This window comes from Streptomyces sp. NPDC047981 (genome assembly GCF_040653315.1).
GTDB lineage: Bacteria > Actinomycetota > Actinomycetes > Streptomycetales > Streptomycetaceae > Streptomyces.
Genome location: NZ_JBEZNQ010000012.1, coordinates 89,343 through 115,929 on the forward strand (window position 1 = coordinate 89,343; position 26,587 = coordinate 115,929).

23 protein-coding genes are annotated in these 26,587 nt (G+C 69.7%); 15 read left to right on the forward strand and 8 right to left on the reverse strand.

Annotated features, from left to right (window positions below; genetic code table 11):
- The first annotated feature begins 17 nt into the window (after positions 1–17).
- From AB0E14_RS10110 to AB0E14_RS10125, 4 genes are all read left to right on the forward strand, one after another.
- Positions 18–6,593: a thioester reductase domain-containing protein gene (locus AB0E14_RS10110; protein ID WP_362414513.1), complete on the forward strand. Its 6,576-nt coding sequence runs from the start codon at positions 18–20 to the stop codon at positions 6,591–6,593.
- A gap of 14 nt (positions 6,594–6,607) precedes the next feature.
- Positions 6,608–7,036, forward strand: a complete 429-nt coding sequence (locus tag AB0E14_RS10115; RefSeq protein WP_362414515.1) for a DUF4440 domain-containing protein — start codon at positions 6,608–6,610, stop codon at positions 7,034–7,036.
- 109 nt (positions 7,037–7,145) lie between these two features.
- A complete protein-coding gene (locus AB0E14_RS10120; protein ID WP_362414517.1) occupies positions 7,146–7,685 on the forward strand; it encodes a flavin reductase family protein in 540 nt (179 codons plus the stop codon).
- Between the two features lie 415 nt (positions 7,686–8,100).
- The gene (locus AB0E14_RS10125) at positions 8,101–8,865 is read left to right on the forward strand and encodes a glucose 1-dehydrogenase (RefSeq protein ID WP_362414519.1); all 765 of its coding nucleotides are present in this window, start codon (positions 8,101–8,103) and stop codon (positions 8,863–8,865) included.
- 113 nt (positions 8,866–8,978) lie between these two features.
- On the opposite strand, the gene AB0E14_RS10130 is transcribed toward AB0E14_RS10125, so the two are convergent.
- Positions 8,979–9,833, reverse strand: a complete 855-nt coding sequence (locus AB0E14_RS10130) for a ScbA/BarX family gamma-butyrolactone biosynthesis protein (protein ID WP_362414521.1) — start codon at positions 9,831–9,833, stop codon at positions 8,979–8,981.
- Between the two features lie 164 nt (positions 9,834–9,997).
- Between AB0E14_RS10130 and AB0E14_RS10135 the strand changes: the two genes are divergently transcribed.
- The 5 genes from AB0E14_RS10135 (at position 9,998) to AB0E14_RS10155 (ending at position 15,144) form a co-directional block, all read left to right on the forward strand.
- Positions 9,998–10,687, forward strand: a complete 690-nt coding sequence (locus tag AB0E14_RS10135) for a ScbR family autoregulator-binding transcription factor (protein WP_362414524.1) — start codon at positions 9,998–10,000, stop codon at positions 10,685–10,687.
- A gap of 439 nt (positions 10,688–11,126) precedes the next feature.
- Positions 11,127–11,972 (forward strand): AfsR/SARP family transcriptional regulator, encoded by an 846-nt coding sequence (locus AB0E14_RS10140; RefSeq protein ID WP_362414526.1) that lies wholly within the window; start codon positions 11,127–11,129, stop codon positions 11,970–11,972.
- Between the two features lie 232 nt (positions 11,973–12,204).
- Complete coding sequence (locus AB0E14_RS10145) at positions 12,205–13,155, forward strand: bile acid:sodium symporter (protein WP_362414612.1); 951 nt, start codon at positions 12,205–12,207, stop codon at positions 13,153–13,155.
- Positions 13,156–13,303: 148 nt separating this feature from the next.
- On the forward strand, positions 13,304–14,740 hold the full coding sequence (locus tag AB0E14_RS10150) for an ADP-ribosyltransferase (protein ID WP_362414528.1): 1,437 nt from the start codon (positions 13,304–13,306) through the stop codon (positions 14,738–14,740).
- Positions 14,741–14,769: 29 nt separating this feature from the next.
- Entirely contained in the window at positions 14,770–15,144 is a 375-nt protein-coding gene (locus tag AB0E14_RS10155; RefSeq protein WP_362414530.1) for a hypothetical protein, read from the forward strand.
- 62 nt (positions 15,145–15,206) lie between these two features.
- Here the strand turns inward: AB0E14_RS10155 and AB0E14_RS10160 are convergent, their stop codons facing one another.
- Entirely contained in the window at positions 15,207–15,695 is a 489-nt protein-coding gene (locus AB0E14_RS10160; RefSeq protein WP_362414532.1) for an Rrf2 family transcriptional regulator, read from the reverse strand.
- Between the two features lie 76 nt (positions 15,696–15,771).
- Here AB0E14_RS10160 and AB0E14_RS10165 point away from each other — a divergent pair, with 76 nt between their 5' ends.
- Positions 15,772–16,503: an SDR family oxidoreductase gene (locus AB0E14_RS10165; protein ID WP_362414534.1), complete on the forward strand. Its 732-nt coding sequence runs from the start codon at positions 15,772–15,774 to the stop codon at positions 16,501–16,503.
- Between the two features lie 88 nt (positions 16,504–16,591).
- Here the strand turns inward: AB0E14_RS10165 and AB0E14_RS10170 are convergent, their stop codons facing one another.
- A complete protein-coding gene (locus AB0E14_RS10170; RefSeq protein WP_362414536.1) occupies positions 16,592–17,095 on the reverse strand; it encodes a carboxymuconolactone decarboxylase family protein in 504 nt (167 codons plus the stop codon).
- Positions 17,096–17,192: 97 nt separating this feature from the next.
- Here AB0E14_RS10170 and AB0E14_RS10175 point away from each other — a divergent pair, with 97 nt between their 5' ends.
- From AB0E14_RS10175 to AB0E14_RS10185, 3 genes are all read left to right on the forward strand, one after another.
- Positions 17,193–18,134: a pirin family protein gene (locus AB0E14_RS10175; RefSeq protein WP_362414538.1), complete on the forward strand. Its 942-nt coding sequence runs from the start codon at positions 17,193–17,195 to the stop codon at positions 18,132–18,134.
- A 25-nt stretch (positions 18,135–18,159) separates the two neighbouring features.
- The gene (locus tag AB0E14_RS10180; protein WP_362414540.1) at positions 18,160–18,525 is read left to right on the forward strand and encodes a GNAT family N-acetyltransferase; all 366 of its coding nucleotides are present in this window, start codon (positions 18,160–18,162) and stop codon (positions 18,523–18,525) included.
- 253 nt (positions 18,526–18,778) lie between these two features.
- Positions 18,779–19,315: a hypothetical protein gene (locus AB0E14_RS10185; RefSeq protein ID WP_362414542.1), complete on the forward strand. Its 537-nt coding sequence runs from the start codon at positions 18,779–18,781 to the stop codon at positions 19,313–19,315.
- Between the two features lie 5 nt (positions 19,316–19,320).
- Here the strand turns inward: AB0E14_RS10185 and AB0E14_RS10190 are convergent, their stop codons facing one another.
- From AB0E14_RS10190 to AB0E14_RS10200, 3 genes are all read right to left on the reverse strand, one after another.
- Positions 19,321–20,001 carry a serine/threonine-protein kinase gene (locus AB0E14_RS10190; protein WP_362414544.1) on the reverse strand — a complete coding sequence of 227 codons (681 nt, stop codon included), beginning with the start codon at positions 19,999–20,001 and terminating at the stop codon, positions 19,321–19,323.
- Positions 20,002–20,176: 175 nt separating this feature from the next.
- Complete coding sequence (locus AB0E14_RS10195) at positions 20,177–21,505, reverse strand: class I SAM-dependent RNA methyltransferase (RefSeq protein WP_362414546.1); 1,329 nt, start codon at positions 21,503–21,505, stop codon at positions 20,177–20,179.
- A gap of 52 nt (positions 21,506–21,557) precedes the next feature.
- Entirely contained in the window at positions 21,558–23,609 is a 2,052-nt protein-coding gene (locus AB0E14_RS10200) for an APC family permease (RefSeq protein ID WP_362414548.1), read from the reverse strand.
- A gap of 278 nt (positions 23,610–23,887) precedes the next feature.
- Between AB0E14_RS10200 and AB0E14_RS10205 the strand changes: the two genes are divergently transcribed.
- On the forward strand, positions 23,888–24,556 hold the full coding sequence (locus tag AB0E14_RS10205; protein ID WP_362414550.1) for a TrkA family potassium uptake protein: 669 nt from the start codon (positions 23,888–23,890) through the stop codon (positions 24,554–24,556).
- Entirely contained in the window at positions 24,556–25,230 is a 675-nt protein-coding gene (locus AB0E14_RS10210; protein ID WP_362414552.1) for a TrkA family potassium uptake protein, read from the forward strand. The genes AB0E14_RS10205 and AB0E14_RS10210 overlap by 1 nt, the downstream gene beginning before the upstream one ends.
- A gap of 123 nt (positions 25,231–25,353) precedes the next feature.
- Here the strand turns inward: AB0E14_RS10210 and AB0E14_RS10215 are convergent, their stop codons facing one another.
- Positions 25,354–26,109 carry a DUF3159 domain-containing protein gene (locus AB0E14_RS10215; protein WP_362414554.1) on the reverse strand — a complete coding sequence of 252 codons (756 nt, stop codon included), beginning with the start codon at positions 26,107–26,109 and terminating at the stop codon, positions 25,354–25,356.
- Between the two features lie 3 nt (positions 26,110–26,112).
- Positions 26,113–26,511 carry an OB-fold nucleic acid binding domain-containing protein gene (locus tag AB0E14_RS10220; RefSeq protein ID WP_362414556.1) on the reverse strand — a complete coding sequence of 133 codons (399 nt, stop codon included), beginning with the start codon at positions 26,509–26,511 and terminating at the stop codon, positions 26,113–26,115.
- Positions 26,512–26,587: the final 76 nt, after the last annotated feature.

The window sequence follows — 26,587 nt, forward strand, 5'->3', positions numbered from 1 at the left end:
GAGAACTGAGGCTCCGCATGTCCACTCCCAATGAAGAGAAGATGCTCGAGTACCTCAAGAGGGTGACCGCCGATCTTCAGAAAGCACGTCAGCGGGTCACGGAACTTGAGGCCGGCAAGGTGGAACCGGTCGCGATCGTCGGTATGGCGTGCCGGTTCCCGGGCGGGGTCTCCTCGCCCGACGGCCTGTGGCAGCTCGTCGTCGACGAGGTCGACGCCATCACGGAACTGCCCACCAACCGTGGCTGGGACGTGGAGAAGCTGTACGACCCGGACCCCGACAAGCCCGGTACCTCGTACAGCCGTGAGGCCGGATTCCTCGACGGCGCCGACCTCTTCGACGCGGGCTTCTTCGGGATCTCGCCGCGCGAGGCCCTCGCGATGGACCCGCAGCAGCGGCTGCTCCTCGAGACGGCCTGGGAGACCTTGGAGAACGCGGGTATCGATCCCGACACCCTGAGGGGCAGCCGTACGGGTGTCTTCGCGGGAGTGGTCGAGCAGAGCTACCTCGGGCTCGACGGGCCCGAGGAGTTCGAGGGCTACCTCATGACCAGCAAGCTCGGCAGTGTCGCCTCGGGCCGGGTCTCGTACTCGTTCGGCTTCGAAGGGCCCGCCGTCTCGATCGACACGGCGTGCTCGTCGTCGCTGGTGGCCATGCACCTGGCCGTCCAGTCGATCCGGCAGGGGGAGTCGACCCTGGCCCTGGCGGGCGGTGTGACCGTGTCCGGTTCACCGTCCGGCCTCGTCGACTTCGCACGGCAGCGTGGTCTCGCCGCCGACGGCCGGTGCAAGTCCTTCGCTGCGGCCGCCGACGGGACCAGCTGGTCGGAGGGCGTGGGCCTCGTCCTGCTGGAACGGCTGTCGGACGCCCGGAAGAACGGCCACCAGGTGCTGGCCGTGATCCGCGGTTCGGCGGTGAACCAGGACGGCGCTTCCAACGGGCTCACCGCCCCCAACGGGCCCTCCCAGGAGCGCGTGATCCGCCAGGCGCTGGCCAACGCCCGCCTGACCGTCGCCGATGTCGACGCCGTCGAGGCCCACGGCACCGGCACCCGCCTCGGCGACCCGATCGAGGCCCAGGCGCTCCTGGCCACCTACGGTCAGGGGCGCCCGGAGGGCCGGCCGCTGTGGCTCGGCTCCCTTAAGTCGAACATCGGCCACTCCGTCGCGGCCGCCGGTGTCGGCGGTGTGATCAAGATGGTCCAGGCGATGCGCCACGGCGTACTCCCGAAGACGCTGCACGTCGACGAGCCGACGCCGTTCGTGGAGTGGGAGTCGGGCTCCGTCGAACTCCTGACGGAGGCCAGGCCATGGCAGGCGGACAGCGGCCCGCGCCGCGCGGGCATATCGGCCTTCGGCGTCAGCGGGACGAACGCTCACGTCATCATCGAGGAGGTCGCGGAGGCGGAGGAGCCCGAGCCGGCCTCCGAGCCGATGGTTCCCGTTCCGGTGGTGCCGTGGGTGCTGTCAGGCAAGACGCCGGCAGCCCTGGAAGCCCAGGCGAGCCGACTCCTGGAGTACGCGGAGACTGACACGGCCATCGAGCCGGTGGACGTGGCCTGGACCCTCGCCACCGGACGGGCGACGCTCGACCACCGCGCCGTCATCACCGGCCGCGACCGCGACCAACTACTGACCGGCCTGCGGGCACTCGCCACCGGAACCTCAGCCCCAGGCCTGGCCCGAGGCACCCGCACGAACGGAAAGACCGCGTTCGTATTCACCGGCCAAGGCGCGCAGCGGATCAACATGGGCCTGGAACTCTATGAAGTCTTCCCGGCCTATGCTGCTGCCTTCGACGAGGTCACAGCGGCTCTTGACCCGCACCTCGACCAGCCGCTGAAGCAGGTCATCGCATCCGGTGCGGGCCTGGACGAGACGGGCTGGACACAGCCGGCGCTCTTCGCCACCGAGGTCGCCCTCTACCGACTGGTCGAAACCTGGGGCGTCTCGGCCGATGTCCTGGCCGGGCATTCGATCGGCGAACTCACCGCAGCCCACATCGCCGGCATCCTCAACCTCCAAGACGCGGCCAAGCTGGTCACCGCACGGGCACGCCTCATGCAGGCCCTGCCCACCGGCGGAGCCATGACCGCAATACAGACCACCGAGGAAGAGATCACCCCACTCCTCGCCGACAGCGTCGCGATCGCCGCAATCAACAGCCCCAATTCCCTGGTCATCTCGGGCGACGAAGAAGCTGTCCACTCGCTCGCCTCCACGATGGAGGCCCAGGGCAGGAAGACGAAACAGCTCACTGTCTCCCACGCCTTCCACTCCCCCCACATCGATCCGATGCTCGACGCATTCCGGACGATCGCAGCCCAACTCACCTACAGCGAACCGAAGATCCCGGTCATCTCCACCCTCACCGGCAGCCCGGCCACCGGCAACGACCTCCGCACCGCCGACTACTGGGCAAACCAGGTCCGCGGAGCCGTCCGCTTCGCCGACGCCACCCACGCCCTCACCCACCTCGGCACCACCACCATCATCGAAGCAGGACCCGACGGCGTCCTCTCCGCCATGATCCAGAACACCACCGACACCGCCACCACCATCCCCCTCCTCCGCCGAGACCGCCCCGAAGCGGACACACTCCTCACGGCCCTCGCCCAGTTCCACACCCACAGCACCACCACCGTCGACTGGCAGCACTACCTCACCAACACGGGCGCCAAGCCCGCCAACATCCCCACCTACCCCTTCCAGCACCAGCGCTACTGGCTCGAATCGGCCCACACCACAGCCGACGCCACCGGCCTCGGCCTCACCGACACCGGCCACCCCCTCCTCGGCGCAGCCGTCAACATCGCCGACCGCGACGAGACGCTCTTCACCACCCGAATCTCCCTCCGCACCCACCCCTGGCTCACCGACCACACCATCGACGGCACCGCCGTCCTCTCCGGCGCGGCACTGGTCGAGCTGGCGATACGGGCCGGTGACGAGTTCGGAGCCGGCGTTCTGGACGAACTCGAGCTCAAGACGCCCCTCGTGATCCCGGCCCGCGGTGGCGTCCAGCTTCAGGTCCGCGTCGGCACCCTCGACACGACGCACCGTCGCTCGCTGGCCATCCACGCCCGCCCCGACGACGCCACGGCGACCGCCCCCTGGACCCTGCACGCCGAAGGCCACATCGGCGTGAGCGGCAGCGCGGTGGGAGCGGGAAGTTCGTGGTCGGGCGACGACACAGGAGCGAGTTCCGAGGTCGTCCTCCCACAGGAGCGCATGGGCGACGCCCCGCGGTTCGGCCTGCACCCGACACTCCTGGACGCAGCCCTCGCCACCCACCAACTCCCCCACCAAGACCGTCACACCTGGATCCCCACCACCTGGCACGGAGTACGCCTCCACGCAACCGGCGCCACCTCCGTACACACCCACACCACCACCCCCACAGACACACACCCCACCACCACCTCCGTACACCTCACCGACCAGACCGGCCAACCCGTCCTCACCATCGACGCCCTCACCTACCAAGCCGTCCCGATGGAGACGATCAGCGCCGGGACCGCGGAGCGGCACCCCGACACCCTCTTCCACCTCGACTGGTTGCCGACCGCGCCCCCGCAGCCGACCGGATCGCCGGCCTGGGGCGTCCTGGGCAGTTACGAGAACGCCCCTCACGCGGACGCCTTCGCAAGCGCCGAGCACTACGCCGACGTCGAGTCCGTCGCCAAGGCGGTCGAATCCGGCAACACTCAACTCGAAGCCGTACTCCTCCCCTACACGCCCCACGCCTCGTCCCCAGCCGGCACGGACGTCGTCGCAGCCACGCACCACGCCACCCGAGAGGTGCTGACCCTGGTCCAGGAGTGGCTGGCGAACGACCACCTGGCACGGACCCGCCTGGTCGTCCTCACCAACGGCGCCGTGTCCGTCACCGAAACCGGAACCCGAACCGACACAACCACCGCAACCGCCGACGTCACCGACCACCTGGCCGGCAGCGCCCTCTGGGGTCTCCTCCGCTCGGCCCAGTCGGAGAACCCCGGCCGGATCGTCCTCGCCGACCTCGACGACGCCGCCGCCTCCCTCCAAGCGCTCCTCGCGCTCACCGACGGAGAGGAAGGCCAGGCCGCCATCCGCGAGGGCAAGACCTACATCCCCCGCCTCCAGCGTCTGACGCCGACCACCGACTCCCCCGCGCTGCCCGCGACCTGGAGCAGCAGCGGCACCCCCGGAACCGTCCTCATCACCGGCGGCACCGGATCCCTGGGCGCCCTCTTCGCCCGCCACCTCGTCACCGACCACGGCGTCGCACACCTCCTCCTCACCAGCCGCAGCGGCCCGCGCGCCCCCGGTGCCGGCCAGCTCCGCGACGAACTCATCGCCCTCGGCGCCACCGACGTCACCATCACCGCCCTCGACACGGCCGACCGCGACGCCCTCGCGACCGTCCTCGACGCCATCCCCGCCGACCGCCCCCTCACCGGCGTCATCCATGCGGCGGGTGTCCTCGACGACGGTCTCGTCTCCTCGCTGACCCCCGAGCGGCTGGCAGCGGTCCTGCGGCCCAAGGTGGACGCGGCGTGGCATCTGCACGAGCTGACCCGCCGGATCCCGACGGTCTCCGCGTTCGTCCTGTTCTCGTCCCTCGCCGGCGTCATCGGTGGCCCCGGGCAGTCCAACTACGCGGCCGCCAACGTCTTCCTCGACGCCCTTGCCGAGCACCGTGCCTCCCAGGGTCTCCCCGCGACCTCCGTCGCCTGGGGCCTGTGGGCGCAGGCGACCGGCATGACCGGTCAGCTGGGGGAGGCGGATCTCCAGCGCATGGCCAAGGCGGGCTTCCGGCCCGTCGAGTCCGACCGCGGACCCGCCCTGCTCGACACGGCCATGCGGCTGGGCCGGGCCACCACCGTGGTGACCCCCTTGGACGTCGCCGCCCTGCGTGCCCAGACCGGCCGGCCACCCGCGGTGCTCAGCGGCCTGGTCCGTACGCCGTACCGCCGTAAGGCCCGCAACACGAACACCGGCATGGGGTCGGCCTCGGCGGCCGAGTTCGTGGCGGCTCTGCCGGCTGCCGAGCAACTGCCCTTCGTCCGCGACCGGGTGCTCGCGGAGATCGCGGAGGTCCTCGGTCATCCGGACACCAGCCGCATCGACGCGCACCAGGCGTTCGGTTCCCTCGGCTTCGACTCGCTGACCTCGGTCGAGCTGCGCAACCAGCTCGGCGAGTTCACGGGGAGCAGGTTGCCGGCGACCCTGGTCTTCGACCACCCCGATCCGGCGTCCCTCGCGGGTTATCTCCACGCGGAGCTGCTGTCGCAGCTGGCGTCGGCCGGCACCGGTCAGGAGGAACCCGCGACACCGGAGACGCGCAAGGTGGACTTCGCGGCGGAGGTCCGGCTCGACGACACCATCGTCCCCGCCGACGGGTACGACGCCGCACACACTCACAGCCACCCTGCGGACCCCCAGAACGTGCTCCTCACCGGCGCCAGCGGCTTCCTCGGAGCGTTCCTCCTGCGCGACCTGCTGCGTACGACGGGAGCCACGGTCCACTGTCTCGTACGGGGGTCCGATGCGGCGGAGGCGTGGCAGCGGCTGCGCGAGAGCCTGGAGTGGTACCGGGTGTGGGACGAGATGGAGGCCGAGTCCGAGCGGATCAAGGTCCTCGTCGGCGACCTGTCGCTGCCGCTTCTCGGCCTTGCCGAGGAGGTGTTCGACGACCTGGCGCACACGGTCGACGTCGTCTACCACAACGGCGCCACCGTCCACTGGCTGCGCCCGTACGCGGACCTGAAGCCGGCGAACGTACAGGGGACGCAGGAGGTGCTGCGGCTGGCCGCCCGACACCGGACCGTACCGGTCCACTATGTGTCGACGGTCGGCGTCTTCGCCGGAGGCGCGGCCCACGGCGGTCCGGCGAAGGTCACGGACCCGACCGGGCCCGGTGAGGCGCTGCCCAGCGGGTACACGCAGAGCAAGTGGGTCGCCGAGCAGGTCATCGGCCTGGCGAGGGACCGGGGGCTGCCCGTGTCCATCTACCGCGTCGACGTGGTGTCGGGCGACCAGAGCAACGGTGCCTGCCAGACACGTGACTTCGTCTGGCTGAGCCTGAAGGGGCTGCTGCAGGCCGGGGCGGTTCCGGACGTCGACGGAGGGCGGTTCCACATGCTGCCGGTCGACTACGTCAGCGCGGCGATCGTGGGGCTGTCCCAGCGCGAGGGGACGGACGGCCGGACCTTCCACCTCTACAACAGGAGTTCGCTCAGCCTGCGCACCTGCGCGACGTATCTGCGCTCGCTCGGTTACGAGTTGGCGGAGCAGGACCACGCCTCGTGGAGCGAGGCGGTGCGCGCCGACCGGCAGAACGTGATGACCCCGCTGCTCCACGCGTTCGACATCATGGTCTCGAACACGGACGCCTTCTACCCGCCGTTCGACACGAGCGAGACCGACGCGGCCCTCGAAGGGACCGGAGTCGAGTGCCCGGAACTGACGGAGGAGCTCTTCAGGAAGTACGTCGACTTCTTCGTCGAGGTCGGCCATTTCCCGCCCACGCCCGCGTCTGCGTCCGCGCCCGCGTCCGGGTCCGCGTCCGGGTCCGCGTCCGGGTCCGCGTCCCGACTCGTCGAGGCGTGAGGAGAGAGCACCCCATGAGCATCACGCACTCCCAGGCCCTCGCCCTGATGTCCCGCATGGAAGGCGATGTCGCCCACGCCATGGCGCGGGGCGACGCCGCCGCCCTGGCGGCGGGCTTCGCGCCCGACGGCCGGCTCTTCGTCGAAGGGCGTACCGGGCCGATCGTGGGGCGCGAGGCCATCGCCGCCCACTTCGGCTCGCTCCTCGACGAGGTGCGGGCCCAGGGCGGCACGCTCACCTGGCGGGCGCTGGGCGAACCGGACGTGGCCGTCCACGGCGACGTCATCCTGGACTCCGGCATCGCCGTGACGACGGTCTCGCTGCCCGACGGCACGGTGCACGAGGAACGTACGAACGAACTCGTGGTGTGGCGGCGCGTCGAAAGCGAGTGGCTGATCATCCGCCAGATGAGCAACAGAACGACGGCGCTCGCCGCCGATTGACCACGATTGACCACGATGCGTCGCCCTGGGCACCTGATTACCTCATGGTGAGCGAAGGCAGGTGCCCACCCCTCTATGTTCGTCTCATGAATCTCCTGAAGGGTTCGGCATGAGCTCTGTATCCACCAAGGAAGCAACCGAAAACCGAATCCCCATGGGCGATCCATCGTCGTTGCGCGAGACGATGTCACGCTTCATTACCGGTGTCATCGTCCTGAGCGTCGGCGGCGACCACATTCATGGCATGACGGCCAACGCGTTCAGCTCGGTCTCCCTGGATCCGCCGACCGTGCTGGTCTGCGTGTCGCACAGCGCGGTGATGCACAAGGCGATTCTGGCCGAGCGTCGCTTCGGTGTCTCCGTACTCGGCGCCGAGCAGGAGACGTTGGCGCGATTCTTCGCCGACAAGAAACGGCCGCTGGGGCCCGAGCAGTTCCACGGGCTCGACTGGGAGCCGGGCAGGTACACGGGGGCTCCCCTGCTGCGGGGCGCCCTGGGGTGGCTGGAGTGCGAGCTGACAGACGTGCACGACTCCGGCGATCACTCCATATTCCTCGGGAATGTGGCCGCCGCCGGCAAGGGTTCGGAAACGTCCGGGCTGCTCTTCTTCAATGGGGCGTTCCAACAGGTGGGCCCTGTATCCAAATAGTGGGAGCATGGGAAGTGGTCACGCTATGCGCAACGGGGTGCGGGACGGAATCAACCGGGACGGGATCAACCGAGATGCAGTCGACCGAGGCAATGTCGACCGGGACGGAATCGACCGCGATGTCATCGACCGGGGCGGAATCGACCGCGACGTCATCGACTCGGACGCGGAACGCTCCGGAGACGGTGTCTGGCCGCATTTCGTCGGAAGCAGCTTCGTCCGGGCATTGAACGAGGGACTGAGCCGGTCGTCCTCGCAGACTCCGGAAGCCCTGAGCACGGAGGCCCGCAGGGAACATGTGACTCCCTCACCGATTGCCTCGCCAACAGGTCGACCAGACAACTCAGTTGACGGAGTATCGAGTCAGCCCCCGACCACAACCCGCGCCCCGTACGCACGTTCTAGACTGCGCCCCATGAACCATGGCCTCCTCCCCGGAAAAGTCGTCCTCATCACCGGTGCGAGCAGCGGCATCGGCGCCGCGGCAGCGAAGGTGTTCGCGCAGGAAGGCGCGACAGTCGTCCTGGCCGCCCGCAGAGAGGAGAGACTGGCCGAACTGGTCGACGTCCTGCGGGACAAGGGCGCCGAGGCCTCCTACATCGTCAGCGACGTGTCGGTGGCCGAGAACGCCGCCCGCGCGGTCGATTTCACGGTCTCCACGTACGGACGCCTGGACGCGGCTTTCAACAACGCCGGCATCGGTGGCGACCGCACGCCGCTGCACCTGATGTCGGACGACGTCTACGACACGATCATGGACGCGAACGTCCGGGGGCTGTGGAACTGTCTCCGGTACGAGATCGCCGCGATGCTGGAGAACGGCGCGGGAAGCATCGTGAACAACAGCAGCGTGGGGGGCCTGGTGGCGATCCCCACGGCCGCGCCCTACGTCGCCTCGAAGCACGCGGTCGTGGGCTTCACGCGGGCGGCCGCGGACGAGTACGCGAAGCAGGGCATCAGGGTGAACGCGGTGGCCCCCGGCACCACGCGCAGCGAGATCACCGCGGACTGGTTCGGCCGCAATCCCGGCCTCGAGGACATGGTCAACTCCATGACCCCGCAGGGCCGCACGGCCGAGCCCGAGGAGATCGCGGCTGCGGCGGCCTGGCTGCTGAGCGACCGCTGCCCGTTCCTCACGGGCACCGTGCTGCCGGTGGACGGCGGCTTCGTCAACCAATGAGGGCGCGCGGAGGTGGGGGCGCACCGCGGCGCCCCCGCCCCACACCACTCCACGCCCACACCACCCCACCCCCACCGCACCCCACGCCCACCGCACCTCACCCCACCACCCCGCTACCGAACCGTCCCACTCAGATCCACGCGGAACGCCCTGCGCCCGCCCTGTGATCCGGTCACCCGGACCGTGAGGCGCCCGGAGGCGGGGAACGGGATCAACTCGGTCTCCAGCCAGCAGGGTTCGTCGAACTCGACGTACCGCTCGTACCCGCTGGCCAGGTCCGTCGGCTCGAAGCGCGCCGGTGCGGCCGCGGCGTACGCGGCCTGGTAGGCGGCCTCGATCAGGACGAGCCCGGGGACGTGGTCGACCGGGTGATCGAAGAGCAGCGTGTTGTCGACATCGTTGCGCAGCTGCCACCGGCCGGGCCGGTCGCCGGCCGCGAGGAAGACGTCGGCCGGATCGGTACGGCCCACCGTGTGGGGTTCGACGGGTGGCGGCACGGGCCAGTTGCCCCAGTCCACCGTGAAGTTCTCGCCGCGCAGGCGTCGGTAGGCCGCCGGGGATGCCCACCCGAATTCGGTGTCCGCCCGGGCGACGGTGACGCCGTCCTTGAGCAGATGAATATCCATCCGCAGCGCGCTGATCACGCGGCCGCTCCGCCGGGTCTCGGTGACCCGGACCTCGACGTCCAACGCGGGGGGCTCGGTGGGCGAGACCCGGAAGTCGGGGTGGACGGTGTAATTGAAGTCGTAGAGCAGGGTTTGATGAGTAAGCGGAATTCCATATTCGGCATGGACGATCACAAGGCCGCTCTGCCGGATCGTCTGGGCGAGGATGCGCGGGTCGTACGACCCCTCGACCGTCGGCGTCGGCCATTGCGCGGTCAGTGAATAGAGGGCGTCGTCCCGGCGGGTCCAACCCGTGACGACGACGGATTCCTCCTTGTGGAGATGTACATATTCCTTCGGCACCCCCCCGGTACCTCGTAACACGCTCGCGTACGTGGTTGCCTCAGGCACGGTTTCCCCCATGGACGTGGCACAACTGGACAGTTGATCGACGCAACGCTGTTAAGATACCGGCTCTCCGGTCTTTTTCAAGAGAAGACAAAACCACTTGACGCGCGGGTGATGACTTGTCCAGACAGGAACCGAAGCAGGAACGGGCGATCCGGACGCGCAGGATCTTCCTGGAGGCCGCCGCCAGCGTCTTCAACGAGCAGGGCTACGACGCGGCGTCCATCGCCGCGATCGTGGAGCGGGCGAACCTCACGCGCGGCGCCCTGTACTTCCACTTCACCTCCAAGGAGGAGTTGGCACGCGGAGTCCTGGCCGAGGCGGTCACGGCGGACGGCGTGCTGCCGCAGACGTTCAAGCTCCAGGAGTGGGTGGACCTGGGCCTGGTGCTCGCCCGCCGACTGCCCCGAGAACCGCTGCTCAGCGCGTCCGTGCGACTCTCCGTCGACCCCAAGGCGCGCGGGCTGTTCGGCACCCGCTGGCCCGACTGGATCACCCTGGGAACCGGCATCCTGACCGAGGCCCGGGAGCGGGGCGAGCTGCTCGCCCACGTCGACCCGGGCGCGACGGCCCGGCTGGCCGTCGGCGCGTGGACGGGGGTCCAGCTGCTGACAGAGTCGATGTGCGACGAGGGCCTCGACCTGTCGGTCGAGATCGCCAATCTCTTCCAGCACCTCCTCCCGAGCATCGCCGTGCCGGGAGTGCTGTGCAGGCTGGACACCTCCCCGACCCGGGGCGAGCTGCTGCTGACACAGGCGCGGGAGGCGGCGCAGACGGGGGCACTTGAGCCCGCTTCGCAGCAAAACTGAATCGCCGGTATGTTTACGGGCCTGCCCTGCCGGCAGGCCGACCGGCCCCCGATCCCACCAACAAGTACTCTGACCTGCCCTGTTCATCATCCAACCCCAGGTCGCAGCACATTCGCACCCCGTCAGGGCTCCCCGAAAACCCCTATACAAAGAACCGGATGAATGGTTTCTTTGTATCGAGATACTTGTTCGGTGCCGAGGCCACCGTATGAACTACGGCGTCCGGTGCCGCTCGTCCGCATGCACAAGGGGGAGCCATGGAATCCGACTCCGGTCAGCAACCTCAGGTCTCAGCCGAGGTGACCTGGCAGCCGGCACGGCGGGACTGCCGTATCGGGACGTGATCGCCGCGAGATAAGCGGTAAGTCGTCGCATCGCAAGACGAAGCAACCGACTGGGATCAAGTCGCGCGCGGACGCGCGGAACAGGAGTGTGTGCAGTGCAGTTCAACCTCATCGGTCCATTCGAGATCATCACCGATGACGGCAGGGAATACGCACCGAATGCCCCGAAGATCTGTCAGATGCTCGCGCTCCTGGCACTTCAGCCCGGCGAGGCGGCGGCCACGGACTCGCTCATCCTGGAACTGTGGGGAGGCAACCCTCCGCGCAGCGCCCTGCGCACCCTGCAGACCCACGTCTACCACGCACGCAAGATGCTGCTGGACGAGCGCGCCGTGGCCCCGGGCCGCAACCTCCTCGTCACCAAGGCCCCCGGCTACGCGATCCAGTTGGGCGAGGACGAGGTCGACGTCAGCCTCTTCGAGCGCCATGTCCGCGAAGCCCAGGCCGACTTCACCGAAGCGCTCTTCGAGCGCGCCTCGGAGAAACTGAAGCGGGCACTGGCCCTGTGGCGCGGTCCCGTGCTGAGCAACGTACCGGTCGGATGCGTGCTCGCAGGCCGGATGGCCCGCGTGGAGGAGCTGCGGATAAGGGCTCTGGAACTGCGCATAGAGACGGAGAGCCGCCTCGGGAGACGCCGCGAACTCCTCCCCGACCTGCGGACGCTCGTCGACGAGTACCCGCTGCACGAGTGGTTCCACGGCCAGCTCATCGTCACGCTGCACCATGCGGGCCGCCGGGGCGAAGCCCTGCAGGCGTACCGCAACCTCCACCGCATCCTCAACGACGAGCTGGGTCTGGAGCCTTCGGAGGACCTGCAGCGCCTGCAGTCCGAGATCCTCCACGCGGCCGCCGGCGAAGACCCCCTGCCGCTGCGCCGACGAGACGACAGAATGGCGCGCTCGGCGGTGGCTCCGCTCTGGGCGACGGCAGTCGCCAGCTGACACCGCCGGCTTCAGCACCCACACGCCCACCCCCACTCACGCCCAGGCACCCACCCCCTCACACCCGCGCACCCGCACGTGCGCACGTCCGCACACCCACGCGGGCCGCACCCAAGACACCTGCGAAGATGCCCCTGAGAAGGGTGCCGCCCACCAGGGCAGCGACGCGGGCGAGTGACCGGGAAGAGCGGGCGACGTGGCGGACAAGGTGTCCAGGGGCTGGGTCGATCGGATGGACGACCACCAGGTCGCGATCTACCTCGTGGCGATGGTGGTGGGCGGCCTCATCGGCCGGCTCGCCCCGGCGGCGGGCCCCGGACTGGAACACGCGATCAACCCCGTTCTCGGGGCGCTGCTGTTCGTGACCTTCCTCCAGGTGCCCGCGGCCGAGCTGTTCCGGTCGCTGCGCGACGGGCGCTTCCTGACGGCGGCCCTGGTCGTGAACTTCGTCGTGGTCCCGCTGGTGGTCGCGGCGATGTTCGCGTTCCTCCCGGCCGACCAGGCGGTCCGCCTCGGAGTCCTGCTCGTGCTGCTGTGCCCGTGCGTCGACTACGTGATCGTCTTCTCGGGCCTGGCCGGGGGATCGAGCCGTCGGCTGCTCGCCGCCACGCCGCTGCTCCTGGTGGCGCAGATGCTACTGCTCCCGGGGTTCCTCTACCTCTTCTTGGGCCCCGACCTCGCCGACATCGTCGAGCCCGGCCCGTTCCTGGAGGCGTTCCTCGTCCTGATCGTGGTCCCGCTCGCCCTCGCCTGGGCCCTCCAGGCCTGGGCCTCCCGCCGCCCCACGGGCCAGAAGGTGTCGGACGCGGCGACCACCACGATGGTCCCCCTGATGGCGGCGACCCTCTTCACGGTGGTCGCCTCGCAGGTCCCGAAGCTCGGCGACAGCCTCACGGACGTCGCGGCCGTGATCCCCTTCTACGCGGCGTTCCTCGTGGTGATGGCCTTCGCGGGCAAGGCCGTCGCCCGCCTCTTCCGCCTCGACACCGGCGCCGCCCGGGCCATCGTCTTCACGGGCGCGACGCGCAACTCCCTGGTCGTCCTCCCCCTGGCCCTGGCCCTCCCGGACACCCTCGCCGTCGCGGCGGTGGTGGTGGTCACCCAGACCCTCGTCGAAGTCCTGGGCATGGTCGCGTACGTCCGCCTGGTCCCGCGCCTGGTACCAGAACGGCACCACAGGTGACTTCCGTACAAACTAGGTCATTCACAGTCAGGTTGGAGTCAAAATCGATCGAACTCTAGGATGCTGAAGGCGAGTTCGGTCGACAGAGTGGGCGCTGCGTCATCCTCACGTCTCACGAACCGCCGTCACCATCCACGGGGGACAAGCGATGAGCGAGCTCGACACGACTGCGGCGACCAGGCCGGACACGGTCCCGCCACCTCGCGTGCCGGACGCGCCGGAGCCGGTCGGCGAGCCTCAGGAGCCGCCGCGGGAGGCCGAATCGCCCTCCGGCACGGACGCGAAGTCGGCGGAGACGACCCGAGGCGGCAGCGCCGACAGGGACAGCGGGGACGCCGAACCGGAGGAACCGTCGGCTCCCAGGGAGCGCTTCGACTCCAGGGACAGCCGGGATCTCGCGGAAGAGCCGGAACAGCCTGAGGAGCCTGAGGAGCCGGAAGGCTTGGAGGAACCGGAAGGCCGGGAAGATCCGGAGGAGCTGGGAGACCCGGAGGAGCCGGAGGAGCCGGAGGAACCGGAAGGCCTGGCAGAGCCGGAGGAGCCGGAACTCCAGGACGCCTTGGAGGAGGACGACGAACCGGAAGCGCCGGAAGGCTCCGTCGACGCGGACGACGCGGACGACCCAGAGGATGCGGACGACCCGGCCGACGCAGAGGGCACGGCCGACCCGGAGGACGGGGACGACACGGCCGACGCCGAGGGCGCGGACGACCCGGCCGACTCTGACAACGCAGACGACCCGGACGACGAACTTCCCGAGCTGGAGCTGGAACTCGCGCCCTACCGCGACTCCGTGCCGTACTCGACCACGTACACGGCATCGCTCGGCGCCGGGGAGACAGGCAAGGCCGCCGCACCGGACCTACCGCGCGAGGAGGGACAGGCCGAAGCTCCCGAGCAGGAGGAGGCTCCGGACTCCGAGCAGGAGGAGGCTCCGGATTCCGAGCGGGAGGAGGCTCCGGATTCCGAACCGGAGGAGCTCGATCACGGCGCCGAAGCCGAGGTCCGGTCCCCGGCACGGGACTTCTCCAGCAACGAGGAGGGCGCCGAGTACGGCCGGACGGAATGGGCCGACGCGCAGAGCCGTCTCACCGACGAGCAGCGGGAGGCGTTCTACGGCTACAGCCTGGAGAAGTACCCCGGCGACGAGGGGCCCCCTGACTACAAGGAGATCAACGGCTTCCTGCGCGGCTACGCTCCGGGTTCCGCGGAGGTCGACAACAGCATCCAGAGGCTGGACGAGGGGATGGAGATTCACCCCGTCCCCGAGGACCTCACCGTCATGCGGGAGACCGGCCTGGACTCCTTCAACTGCCCCATCGAGGAGATCGAAGGCAGCGTCCAGAGCGACCGGGGATACCTGTCGACCGCTCTCGGGTCCGATCCGGACTTCGACACCAGCAAGGAAGTCGTGCTCCACCTCAGGGTCCCGGAGGGCACCCCCGCCATGTACCTGGAAGGAGTCTCCGAGTACGGCTCGGAACGAGAACTGCTCCTCGGCCGCGGCGTCGAATACCTCGTCACGGAGCTCGACTACAACGAGGACGACGACCGCTACCACGTCCACGGTGAGATCATTCGCTGATGAACGCGCCACAGGGAGAGGGAGAGAAGATGCGACGCGGACCCATGTCCGAGGACCCGCAGTTCACCACGGTGAGCATGCCGGACGACTACGCACGCCAGACGGACACCGCCGTCGTGTACGCACCGGTCGTCCGGGGCGGCGTGACCGTGGGCCATGTGTGGGCGTCGGCCACGGAAGCCGCCGCGGGCTTCCTCGCCTCACCCGCCGCCGGAACCGCCTCACGACCGGCGGCCATCGTCTGGACCCGCCGGCTGCGGGAGTCGAAGGCGCAGGGGCTCACCGCGCTTGAGGCGCTGCGGCGCTGGACCGGGCAGGCGGACGACCCGAAGGCCGGACACGTGCCCGCGGACGCCGAGGGCCACGCGCCGAACCTGGCCGCACTGGAAGCCGACAAGGGCTGAGCTTGAAGCGAGGAGGCCGAACGGCGGTGCCCGTTCCGTTGAGCACCGGCGCCGGTTCGGCCTCAGCCGCCTCCTGACGCCCCGTCAAGCCAGGCGCCGACCCTCGGCAGCGCCTCCGGCCCGCTGTCCCCCTCCACCGACGCGGCGAGATCGGCGATCGTGACGGCGGCCAGCGAGGCCCGCCATGCCGCGTCGGCGGCTCCCATCGCCCGGGCGACGGCGCATGCCTTCGTGCACTGTCCGGGGGGCGTCCCCAGCGGTCCGCGCTGACGGATCTCGGTGCAGACGAAGGCCGGACTCGCCCCGTCGACGGCCTGCACCACGTCGAGCAGGGAGATGTCCTCGGCCTTGCGGGTGAGGACGTACCCGCCGGTCTTGCCCTGGATCGAGTGCACCAGACCCGCGCGCGACAGCGCCTGCATCTGCTTGGCGAGGTAGCTCGGCGACACGTCGTGCAGCGCGGCGAGCCGTGCCGCCGGCACGGGCGCGCTCGCCGCGGTCAGCACCACACAGCAGTGCAGCGCCCACTCGACACCCCCGGACAGTTTCATGCCGCCTCCCTTTGACTCAGACACAGAATATCCGAGTATAATCTCGGACAAGATGTGTCCGAGTCAGGAGCGCACCATGAAGATCACCGTCATCGGCACGGGCCTGATCGGGTCCCAGCTCGCCGACAAGCTCACCGCTCAGGGCCACGACGTCACGACGGCATCGTTGTCGTCCGGCGTCGACCTGCTCACGGGCGCCGGTCTCGACAAGGCCCTCGCCGACGCCCACACGGTCGTCAACGTGACCAACTCCCCCACCTTCGACGAGAAGTCCATCGAGTTCTTCCGGACCACGGTGGGCAACCTGCTCGCCGCCGGAGAGCGCGCGGGCGTGGCCCACCAGGTCGCTCTCTCCATCGTCGGCGTGGACCAGGTGCCGCAGCTGGACTACTACCGCGCCAAGCTGCTCCAGGAGGAGCTGCTGCGCGGCGGCCCGACGCCGTACTCGATCGTGCGCGCCACGCAGTTCTTCGAGTTCATGGAGCCGACCATGTCGTGGACGTCGGACGAGACGTCCGTACGCCTGCCCGCGACGCCGGTGCAGCCGATCGCCGGCGCGGAGGTGGTCGACGCCCTCGCGGACGTGGTGACCGCCTCACCGCTCGACGGCATCCTCGAGGTCGCGGGACCCGACCGCTTCACCCTCGACGAGATCGGCCGCATCACCCTGACCGCCCGCGGCGACGACCGCCCCGTCGTCGTGGACGCGCAAGCCGGCCTCTTCGCCGCCGTCCAGGGCGACGTCCTCACCCCTGGCCCGAACGCCCGCCTGGCCCCGACCCACTACAGGGACTGGCTCACCACCTGACCGCAGCAGAAACCCCGGCCCACACTCGCGCGTGCGCCGGCCCCGTAGGGATCAGCGGACGGAAGTTCCGCGTACCGGGCAGGCCTGCTCAAGATCGGGCGGAGGCCTCCCGTACCGGGTGCTTGCTCAGGATCGAGACCCGGTTGAAGGCGTTGATCGCGATCGCCACCCAGACCACGGCGGAGATCTCGTCGTCGTTCAGCACCTGTCCTGCCTCCGCGTACGCCCGCTCCTGGGCGAGGGCGTCGGCGGGGTGGGTGGTGGCCTCGGCCAGGGCGAGGGACGCGCGCTCGCGGGCGGTGAAGAGCTCGGTGTCCCGCCAGGCGGCGAGCACCCCGAGGCGCCGGGTGGTCTCCCCGGCGCGGAGCGCGGCCCGGGTGTGGACGTCGAGGCAGAAGGCGCAGCCGTTGAGCTGGGACACGCGGAGGTTGACCAGCTCGACCAGGATCCGGTCGAGGCCCGCCTCGGCCGCCGTCGCACGGACGGTGTCAGCGGTCCTGACCAGCGCCTGGTACGCGGCGGGGCTCTGCTTGTCGAGGTAGATCCTGCCGTTGGACCGGTGGGCCTCCGAGGCCTGCGCCGTCTCGATCACCGTTGCTCCTTCGCCTGTTGTCCCGGGTTGCCTTCGGGACTATGATCACCCATAGTTGTTGAAAACAAAACTACTTTGGTGGGAGAGGGCCCAGGAGATGGATCACACGGACGTCGAGATCGAGGCCGGAGTCGAGGTCCTCACCGCCAGGGACGTCCCGCTGGGCGGACCGCGGGCGATGACCGTACGGCGCACCCTTCCACAGCGGGCCAGGACCCTCATCGGCGCCTGGTGCTTCGCCGACCACTACGGTCCGGACCGGGTGGCCGACTCCGGGGGCATGGACGTCGCTCCCCACCCCCACACCGGGCTCCAGACCGTCAGCTGGCTGTTCAGCGGGGAGATCGAGCACCGCGACAGCCTGGGCACCCACGCCTTCGTACGGCCCGGCGAGATCAACCTCATGACCGGGGGCCACGGCATCAGCCACACGGAGGTCTCCACCCCCGGCACCACCGTGCTGCACGGCGTCCAGCTATGGGTGGCCCTCCCCGACGAACACCGCCACGCCCCCCGCGACTTCCAGCACCACGCACCCGAGCCGCTCCACGTCGACGGAGCGGAACTGCGGGTCTTCCTGGGCACGCTCGCCGGCGGCACCTCCCCGGTGCGCACCTTCACCCCGCTCCTCGGCGCCGAGGTCCTGATCGACGCCGGCGCCACCGTCACCCTCGACGTCGACCCCGGCTTCGAACACGGGCTCCTCGTCGACGAAGGCGATGTCCGCCTCGACGGAACCCCCCTGGGCCGCGCCGAACTCGGTTACGCCGCCCCTGGCCGCACCACCCTCACCCTCACCAACGCCTCCGACCGCACGGCCCGCACGGTCCTCCTGGGTGGCCCGCCGTTCGAGGAGGAGATCGTGATGTGGTGGAACTTCATCGGCCGCAGCCACGAGGACATCGTCGAGGCGCGGGAGGACTGGGAGCGCGCCTCCGACCGCTTCGGCACCGTCGAGGGCTACCCCGGCGCCAGACTTCCCGCCCCCGCCCTGCCCAACGCCACCATCTCTCCCCGCAAGAACCCCACCCGCCACTGAGCCCCGCACCGAGAGGACCTTCGCCATGAGCGAGCAGACCGACAGCACCGCCACCACCGCCACCACCGCCCCCGTCGTCCGCCGCGTCGAGGCCCGCCACCGCTACGAGATCCTCGTCGACGACAACCGCGCCGGCCTGACCGCCTACCGCGACCGCGACGACCGGCGGGTCTTCTTCCACACCGAGATCGACGACGCGTACGCCGGCCAGGGACTCGCCGCGATCCTCGTCGAGCAGGCCCTCACCGACGTCCGCGCCTCCGGGCTGCGGATCGTCCCCGTCTGCCCGTACGTGGCCAAGTTCCTCACCAAGCACGGGGAGTTCGCGGACATCACCGACCCCGTCACGCCCGAGGTTCTCACCTGGCTCGACTCCCAGCTGAAGCGCTGAACTCCTGCCGGAGCGGCGCCGCGGGGCGATCCACCCCGATGCGACCACGAGCAGTACATGCGCAGAGGGTGGCAGTCAGACTCCGGTCCTGACCGCGCGCCCGCAGACAGACCTCCTCGAATCCGGTCCGGTTGTCTGGTCGGAACGACATCATTGGCCCATGGCCGCTCTCAGCCCCGTCCAGTTGCTCACCGCCCATGTCCAGTCAGCCCTGGGGGACGGACCATTCCCTCCGCCAGGTGGCTGGACTCACATGGGCGCCGTCATCTGCGATGTCAGCTTCCAGGCGCGCCGGAAGTACGAGTCGACCATCCGGCCACGCCTTCTCCTGCTCCAGTCGGCATGGCCGGACGCCGTCACCGTCCGCGGCTTCCAGGCACGACTGGCCACGGAGGACCTCGGCGTCGCCATGAAGTTCAACAGCCCCGGCAGAGTCGCGACAGCCCACGCCCTCACCGATCTGCTGGCCGCGCGCGGGGTCGACACCCGCGGTGATCTCCACGATTGGCTCGGCCATGCGGACAACCGCGCGACCCTTCGACAGGTGAGGGGGGTGGGACCGAAGAGCGTCGACTACATCGGCAACCTGGTCGGACGGTCGCAGGTCGCCGTGGACGTGCACCTTCGGGCCTTCGCGGCGGCGGCGGGTGTCGCGGGGCTCCCGTACGAGCAGCTGCGCGCCGTGTATGAGGAGCGCGGACTACCTCGGGCACGAACACGGCGGACTGGAGCACGCCGTCTGGCGGTTCCAGGCACAGGCAGGGTGACCTGCCGCGCAGCGACGCCGTAGATGCCTCACTCTGAGGGCGGAGCGACCGCGAAGACGGACCCCGTGCTCGTTCCCGCGAACACCACACCCTTCAGAACCAGGGGTTCCACAGTCGAGCCGGCCTCGTTCACGAGGCTTCGGTTCGGGTCCCGTCGTTCTGCGCTCCGCCACAGGAGCTCCCCTGCGGCTTGACTGACGCAGACGATCCGCCCGTCACCTGCAGGGAATCCGGCGAGGTCGGGCTCGTCCTGTGCGATCTTCATCGCGATCGCGATGGGTGGGGTGCCGGTGTCCCCGTCGAACGGCCCTCGCCCTGTCGCGGCGTAGGCGAGAACTCCGCCCAGTGCGAACACATCGGCTGCGGGACCCACTTCACGCGGTGCACTCAACTGCTCCGGCGCCATGAAGGACACCGTTCCGAGGATCTTGCCGGTCCGGGTACGCGGCTCCGCCTCCAGGACGCGGGCGATGCCGAAGTCGACGACCCGGGGACCGTCGTCGGTCAGCAGCACATTGCTGGGTTTCAGGTCGCGGTGTACCAAGCCTGCCCGGTGAACGTCACGGAGAGCCTCGGCGAGCCCCCGCCCCAACCGCCATACAGCACCCTCCTCAAGGGCGCCCTCCTCGCGGATGCGACGGGAAAGCGTCGGGGCATCGAAGTACTGCGTCGCCATCCAAGGGGGCTCGGCGTCAGGGTCGGCGCCCACGACCGAGGTGCGTCTCCGCAGTGGCCCGGCTCGCCGCTGTGCCCGAGGCGAGCCGAAGGCTCACAGTCCCGCCCCTCAGGGGCAGCACGGAGGCTAGCGCATTCCGCGTCGGCGACAGGTCGTGTCTCCACCCGCCGCGGCGCCCGCGTTCACCTTCACGCAGGTGAACGCCGGGTCAGCGCCCCTTGTCAGCAGGCTCCAGAATCGCCACGCACTCCACATGGTGCGTCATCGGGAACAAGTCGAACGCCCGCAGCGTCCGTACGCGGTAGCCGCCGTCCTTGAAGTAGGCCAGGTCTCGGGCCAGGGCGGCCGGGTCGCAGGCTACGTAGGCGATGCGGCGGGCGCCCAGGTTGGCGAGGTGGGTGACCGTCTGCTTGCCGGCGCCCGCGCGGGGCGGGTCGAGGACGATGAGGTCGACCTCGGTGATCCGGGTGCGCGGGAGGACGGTCTCGACCTTGCCCTGCTCGATGCGGACGCGGTCGTAGGCGGCCAGGTTGTGGCGAGCGTCCTCGACGGCGCGCTTGCCGGACTCGATGCCCAGGACCGCGCCCTGGTCGCCGACGCGGTCGGCGATGGCGCCCGCGAAGAGGCCGACGCCGCAGTAGAGGTCCAGGGCCGTGTCGCCCTTGCGGGGCATCAGGCCCTGCATGACCGCGAGGACCAGGGTCTGGGCGGCCTTCGGGTGGACCTGCCAGAAGCCGCCGTTGCCGACGCGGTACGTGCGGTCGTCGGCCCGCTCGCGGACGAACGGGCGGCCGTGGACCCGGTGCACCCCGCCGTCGTTCTCGTCCACGCGGAGGACCGAGACCGGCTTGTCGAGTTCGACGAGCGGGAGACGGCCGCCGGGGCGCGGAGTCAGGACCACCTGGCGGTCGCCCGAGCCCGTCGCCGCGATCGCCTCGACCGATGCCATGCCCTCCCAGGTGCGCTTCTCCACACCCAGCTCGGTGACCCCGGGCGCCGCGATCATGCAGTGGTCGATCACCTCGACCTCGTGCGAGCGGTGCCGCCGCAGGCCCGCGTGACCGTCGGCGTCGACCGCGTACTGCACCCGCGTGCGCCACTGCGGGACCTCGCCCGCCGGGAGCTTGTCGCCCTCGGCCGGCATCACGGTGCCGTCCCAGCCGGCCTCCTCCGGGGTGAGCCCGGCGAGGCGCTGGAGCTGTTCGGCGATGACCTCGCCCTTGAGGCGGCGCTGCGCGCCCGGCTTGGCGTGCTGCCAGTCGCAGCCGCCGCACTTGCCCGGGCCCGCGAAGGGACAGGGGGCTTCCACCCGGTCCTTGGAGGCTTCCAGGACCGTAACCGCGTCCGCGCGCAGGTAGCGGGAGGTCTCGTCGCCCTCTGTCACCCGCGCCACGACCCGCTCGCCCGGCAGCGCGTGCCGGACGAACAGGACCCGGCCGCTCTCCGTGCGGGCGATGCAGTGGCCGCCGTGCGCCACCGGGCCGACCTCGACCTCGTACTCTTCCCCGACCAACGAGGGAACAGGTGCGTTCTGCATGATCGGGTGACTCCAGAGGAAAGAGGAAGAGGTGGCGCGGCAGCCCACCAGTCTACGTGCCCTTTCCGGCCGGTTCCTTCGCACGCTTCTCGACCGGGCCGCGACGCACCGAACCCGGCGCGTTCCAGTCCTGTCCCTTCCTTGCCCGCTTCTTCGCCGCCTCGGAGGACCGCAGCTGGTAGGGGACGGAGGTGACCATCACGCCCGGAGTGAAGAGCAGCCTGCCCTTGAGCCGCAGGGCGCTCTGGTTGTGCAGCAGGTGCTCGTACCAGTGGCCGACGACGTACTCGGGGATGTAGACCGAGACGGCGTCCCGCGGGCTCTCGCGGCGGATGTTCTTGACGTACTCGACGACCGGCCGGGTGATCTCGCGGTACGGCGAGTCGAGGATCTTGAGCGGCACGTTGATCCCGCGCCGGTCCCACTCCTCCCGCAGCGCCTTGGTCTCGGCCGGGTCGACGTTGACGCTCAGCGCCTCCAGCTCGTGGGCGTGCAGCAGCTTCGCGTACGCGAGGGCGCGCAGCGTCGGCTTGTGCAGCTTGGAGACGAGGACGACGGAGCGGACCCGGGAGGGGCGGACGTACTCGTCGGGGCGCTCCTCGGCCGCCGCGATCTCCTCGGCCACCGAGTCGTAGTGGCGCCGGATCGCGGCCATCGTCACGTAGAAGATGACCATGCCGAGCAGGGCCACCCAGGCGCCGTGGGTGAACTTGGTCGCGAGGACGACGACGAGGACCAGGCCGGTGAAGAAGGCGCCGAAGGCGTTGATCGCGCGGGAGCGGACCATGTGGCGCCGCTTGGCCGGGTCCCTCTCGGTCTTCAGGTGCCGGTTCCAGTGCCGGACCATGCCGGTCTGGCTGAGGGTGAAGGAGACGAAGACGCCGACGATGTACAGCTGGATCAGCTTCGTCGAGTCGGCCCCGTAGACCCACACCAGCAGCATGGCCGCGCCGGCGAGGAGCACGATGCCGTTGGAGAAGGTGAGCCGGTCGCCGCGGGTGTGCAGCTGACGCGGCAGGTACCGGTCCTGGGCGAGGATCGAGCCGAGGAGCGGGAAGCCGTTGTACGCCGTGTTGGCGGCGAGGAAGAGGACGAGCGCTGTGGCCGCGGCCAGAAGCACGAAGAAGAACGTTCCGTCTCCGAAGACCGCCGCTGCGACCTGCGAGATGACCGGGTCCTGTACGTAGCTCTCGCCGACGGGCTGCCCGTTGCTCAGCAGGTCGTGCGCGGGGTTCTCGGCCATCCGCACGTCGGTGGCGAGCGCCAGGAAGATGATGCCGCAGAACATGGTGACGGCCAGGCCGCCCATCAGGAGCAGCGTGGTGGCCGCGTTCTTCGACTTCGGCTTGCGGAAGGCGGGGACGCCGTTGGAGATCGCCTCGACGCCGGTGAGGGCGGCACAGCCGGAGGAGAACGCGCGAAGGAGCAGGAAGAACAGCGCGAAGCCGGCCAGGCCCTCGTGCTCGGGCTTGATCTCGAAGTCGGCGGTGGGGGCCTTCATGGTCTCGTCGAGGACGATTCCCTTGTAGGCGCCCCAGGCGATCATGATGAAGACGCCGACGACGAAGACGTACGTCGGGATGGCGAAGAGGCTGCCCGACTCCTTGACGCCGCGCAGGTTCATCAGCGTCAGCAGCAGGATGACGGCGACCGCGCAGAGGACCTTGTTCTCCACGACGAAGGGGATGGCCGAGCCGAGGTTCTCGATTCCGGAGGAGATCGAGACGGCGACGGTCAGGACGTAGTCGACGAGCAGCGCGCTGGCGACGGTCAGACCGGCCTTCGGGCCGAGGTTGGTGTTGGCGACCTCGTAGTCGCCGCCGCCGCTCGGGTAGGCGTGCACGTTCTGTCGGTAGGAGGCGACGACCGTGAACATCAGGACGACGACGGCCAGCGCGATCCACGGGCTGAAGTGGTAGGCCGACAGACCCGCGATCGACAGGACGAGCAGCACCTCGCCGGGTGCGTACGCCACCGAGGACAGCGGGTCGGAGGCGAAGACGGGGAGGGCGATGCGCTTCGGGAGCAGGGTCTCTCCGAGCTTGTCGCTGCGCAGAGCCCGTCCGATCAGGATCCGTTTGGGCAGGTCGGTCAGTTTGGGCACGCAGAGGATCGTAAGCGTTGAGAATTCGCCAGGCTCACCACCTCCCCCGATCCGCACCGAATCTCCCAGTCGGTGTCGTGGCGATGGCCCGCTGTGGACCCGGCATGGGCCCGGCGGCGACCTCGGATGCGGTCCCGTCAGCCGTTGCCGCATAAGCTCGGATCGGGCAGCTCGGCAGGGCGCTGCCCGCCACAGCCCGGGCCATTCGGGTGAGGAAAGTTATGAGCAGGGTGTTTTCGCAGGTCAGCAAGACGATCAGGAGTGCGGGGTAAGGGGACGTGCACATCGTCATCATGGGCTGCGGGCGAGTGGGAGCCGCTCTCGCGCAGACCCTGGAGCAGCAGGGGCACACCGTCGCGGTCGTGGACCAGGACCCGACGGCTTTCCGCCGCCTCGGCTCCGGTTTCGGCGGACGCCGTGTCACCGGCGTCGGGTTCGACCAGGACACCCTGCGTGAGGCGGGGATCGAGGAGGCCGGCGCCTTCGCCGCCGTGAGCAGCGGCGACAACTCGAACATCATCGCGGCGCGGGTCGCGCGCGAGATGTTCGGCATCGAGAACGTGGCGGCCCGGATCTACGACCCCCGGCGCGCCGAGGTCTACCAGCGGCTCGGCATCCCGACGGTCGCGACGGTCCGCTGGACCGCCGACCAGATGCTGCGGCGGCTGCTGCCGTCCGGCGCGGAGCCGCTGTGGAGCGACCCGAGCGGTGGCGTGCAGCTGGCGGAGGTGCACACCTCCCCGGCGTGGATCGGCCACAAGGTCAGCAAGCTGCAGGACGAGACGGGTGTGCGCGTGGCGTTCCTCACCCGGCTGGGCGAGGCGGTCATCCCGTCCTCGCAGACGGTGCTGCAGGAGGGCGACCTCGTGCACGTGATGATGCGGACCGACGAGGTCGCCAAGGTCGAGGCGGCCTTCGCCGAGGGTCCTGAGGAGGGCGGTCACTGATGCGTGTCGCAATCGCGGGCGCGGGTGCGGTGGGCCGTTCCATCGCGGGCGAGCTCCTGGAGAACGGCCACGAGATCCTGCTGATCGACAAGGCGCCCACCGCCATCTCTGTGGAGCGGGTGCCGCAGGCGGAGTGGCTGCTCGCCGACGCCTGCGAGATCACGTCCCTGGACGAGGCGGCGCTGCAGCGCTGCAACGTGGTCATCGCGGCCACCGGCGACGACAAGGTGAACCTCGTCGTCTCACTGCTCGCGAAGACCGAGTACGGCGTGCCGCGCGTCGTCGCCCGGGTGAACAACCCGAAGAACGAGTGGCTCTTCAACGAGTCGTGGGGCGTGGACGTCGCCGTCTCGACGCCGCGTCTGATGTCGGCCCTGGTGGAGGAGGCGGTGAGCGTCGGCGACCTGGTCCGGCTGCTGCGCTTCAGCCACGGCGACGCGAACCTGGTGGAGCTGACGCTGCCGCCGGAGTCCGCCGTCTCGGGCACGGCGGTGGGCGACGTGGCCTGGCCGCAGGACACCTCCCTGGTGACGATCATCCGCGGCTCCCGGGTGCTGACCCCGAGCCCGGAGGAGACCCTGGAGGCCGGCGACGAGCTCCTCTTCGTGGCCGCGCAGGCCCGCGAGGAGCAGCTGGAGGACCTCCTCTCGGTCCGCCGCGAAGAGGGCGCGTAGCCACACGACCCGTGCACGTACGGGCATACGGAAGGGCCCGGGACCTCTCAAGGTCCCGGGCCCTTCCCCGTACGAGCCAGGAGCTACGCGCTACGAGCTGCGAGCCACCGCCTATGCCTACGCCTACGCCTCCGGCTGCCCCGCGGCCGTCTCCTTGCGGGCCTTCTCGGCCGCCTCCTCCGCCTCCATCTCGGCGAAGACGTCGATCGGCGGCGGGGCCTTCGCGAGGAAGACCCACGTCAGGTAGACCGCGAGCAGGAACGGCGGGATCTTCAGCGCCACGAGCACCCAGCCGAACTGGGTGGTGTCCGCCCACCAGTAGAGCGGGAAGAGGATCGCGCACTTGGCGAGCAGGATCAGGCCCCAGGCCCAGCTCGCCTTGGTGTACGCCTTCTTCCGGCCGGGGTTACGGGTCCGCCAGGAGAGGTTCTCCTTGAAGACCGGGCCCAGGATGAGACCGATCAGCGGCACACCGGCGAGCGCCGTGATGATGTACGCGAGGGCCAGGCCCAGCGTGTACAGCATTCCCGGCAGGTAGAAGTCCTTGGCGTTGCCGGTCATCATCGCGAAGACCACACCGAACGCCACGCCGAAGACGCCGCTGAAGGCGTGCTTGACCGTGTCCCGGCGGATCAGCCGGACGGCGACCAGGACCAGCGAGACCGCGAGCGCCGCGATCGCCGAGACCTGCAGATTCTTGTTGATCGTGAAGATCGTGACGAAGAGCAGACCGGGCACGACCGTCTCGATCATGCCGCGCAGGCCGCCGAAGGCCTCGAAGAGCGCGGCCTCGGTGACCTCCTTCGAGGCCTGCTCCTGCTGGGCGCCGTGGCTGTCCCGGGCGTCCTGATCCGTCGTCGGCTTGTCGAGCGACGTCACCGGCTACTCCTGTCCGAGCGGTCGGAGCTCGTATTTGGGGTTGAAGAGGACCCGCCGGCCGTGGCTCATGGAGATCCGGCCGGAGGCGATCAGCTTGCGGCCCGGCTCTATGCCCACGATGGACCGCCGACCCAGCCACACCACGTCCAGCGGGGCCGTGCCGTCGAACAGCTCGGCCTCCAGGGCCGGCACACCGGCCCGAGGACGCAGCGTGACCGTGCGCAAGGTACCAGTCACCTTGACTATCTGGCGGTCGGAACAGTCGCAGATGCGCGTGCAGCCCGATGCCTCGGCGTCCTCCTGGAGCTCTTCGGACTCCAGTTCCTCCTGTGAGGAGGACAGCCGGTCGAGCATCCGGCGGAAGCGGCCGGCCGGCTTCTCTGTACGGGGTGCGGCACTCATACAGAAAGCGTACCGGCCCCCGCCGACAGCGGAACCGGCCCGGATCGTCCCGGACGCCGGTGTCCGGGACGGCCCG

Excerpts from the sequence above, each read along its gene's own strand:
- AB0E14_RS10110 (WP_362414513.1), top strand. The coding sequence starts at position 18 with ATGTCCACTCCCAATGAAGAGAAGATGCTCGAGTACCTCAAGAGGGTG.
- AB0E14_RS10115 (WP_362414515.1), top strand. The coding sequence starts at position 6,608 with ATGAGCATCACGCACTCCCAGGCCCTCGCCCTGATGTCCCGCATGGAA.
- AB0E14_RS10120 (WP_362414517.1), top strand. The coding sequence starts at position 7,146 with ATGAGCTCTGTATCCACCAAGGAAGCAACCGAAAACCGAATCCCCATG.
- AB0E14_RS10125 (WP_362414519.1), top strand. The coding sequence starts at position 8,101 with ATGAACCATGGCCTCCTCCCCGGAAAAGTCGTCCTCATCACCGGTGCG.
- AB0E14_RS10145 (WP_362414612.1), top strand. The coding sequence starts at position 12,205 with ATGGACGACCACCAGGTCGCGATCTACCTCGTGGCGATGGTGGTGGGC.
- AB0E14_RS10150 (WP_362414528.1), top strand. The coding sequence starts at position 13,304 with ATGAGCGAGCTCGACACGACTGCGGCGACCAGGCCGGACACGGTCCCG.
- AB0E14_RS10155 (WP_362414530.1), top strand. The coding sequence starts at position 14,770 with ATGCGACGCGGACCCATGTCCGAGGACCCGCAGTTCACCACGGTGAGC.
- AB0E14_RS10160 (WP_362414532.1), bottom strand. The coding sequence starts at position 15,695 with ATGAAACTGTCCGGGGGTGTCGAGTGGGCGCTGCACTGCTGTGTGGTG.
- AB0E14_RS10165 (WP_362414534.1), top strand. The coding sequence starts at position 15,772 with ATGAAGATCACCGTCATCGGCACGGGCCTGATCGGGTCCCAGCTCGCC.
- AB0E14_RS10175 (WP_362414538.1), top strand. The coding sequence starts at position 17,193 with ATGGATCACACGGACGTCGAGATCGAGGCCGGAGTCGAGGTCCTCACC.
- AB0E14_RS10180 (WP_362414540.1), top strand. The coding sequence starts at position 18,160 with ATGAGCGAGCAGACCGACAGCACCGCCACCACCGCCACCACCGCCCCC.
- AB0E14_RS10185 (WP_362414542.1), top strand. The coding sequence starts at position 18,779 with ATGGGCGCCGTCATCTGCGATGTCAGCTTCCAGGCGCGCCGGAAGTAC.
- AB0E14_RS10195 (WP_362414546.1), bottom strand. The coding sequence starts at position 21,505 with ATGCAGAACGCACCTGTTCCCTCGTTGGTCGGGGAAGAGTACGAGGTC.
- AB0E14_RS10210 (WP_362414552.1), top strand. The coding sequence starts at position 24,556 with ATGCGTGTCGCAATCGCGGGCGCGGGTGCGGTGGGCCGTTCCATCGCG.
- AB0E14_RS10220 (WP_362414556.1), bottom strand. The coding sequence starts at position 26,511 with ATGAGTGCCGCACCCCGTACAGAGAAGCCGGCCGGCCGCTTCCGCCGG.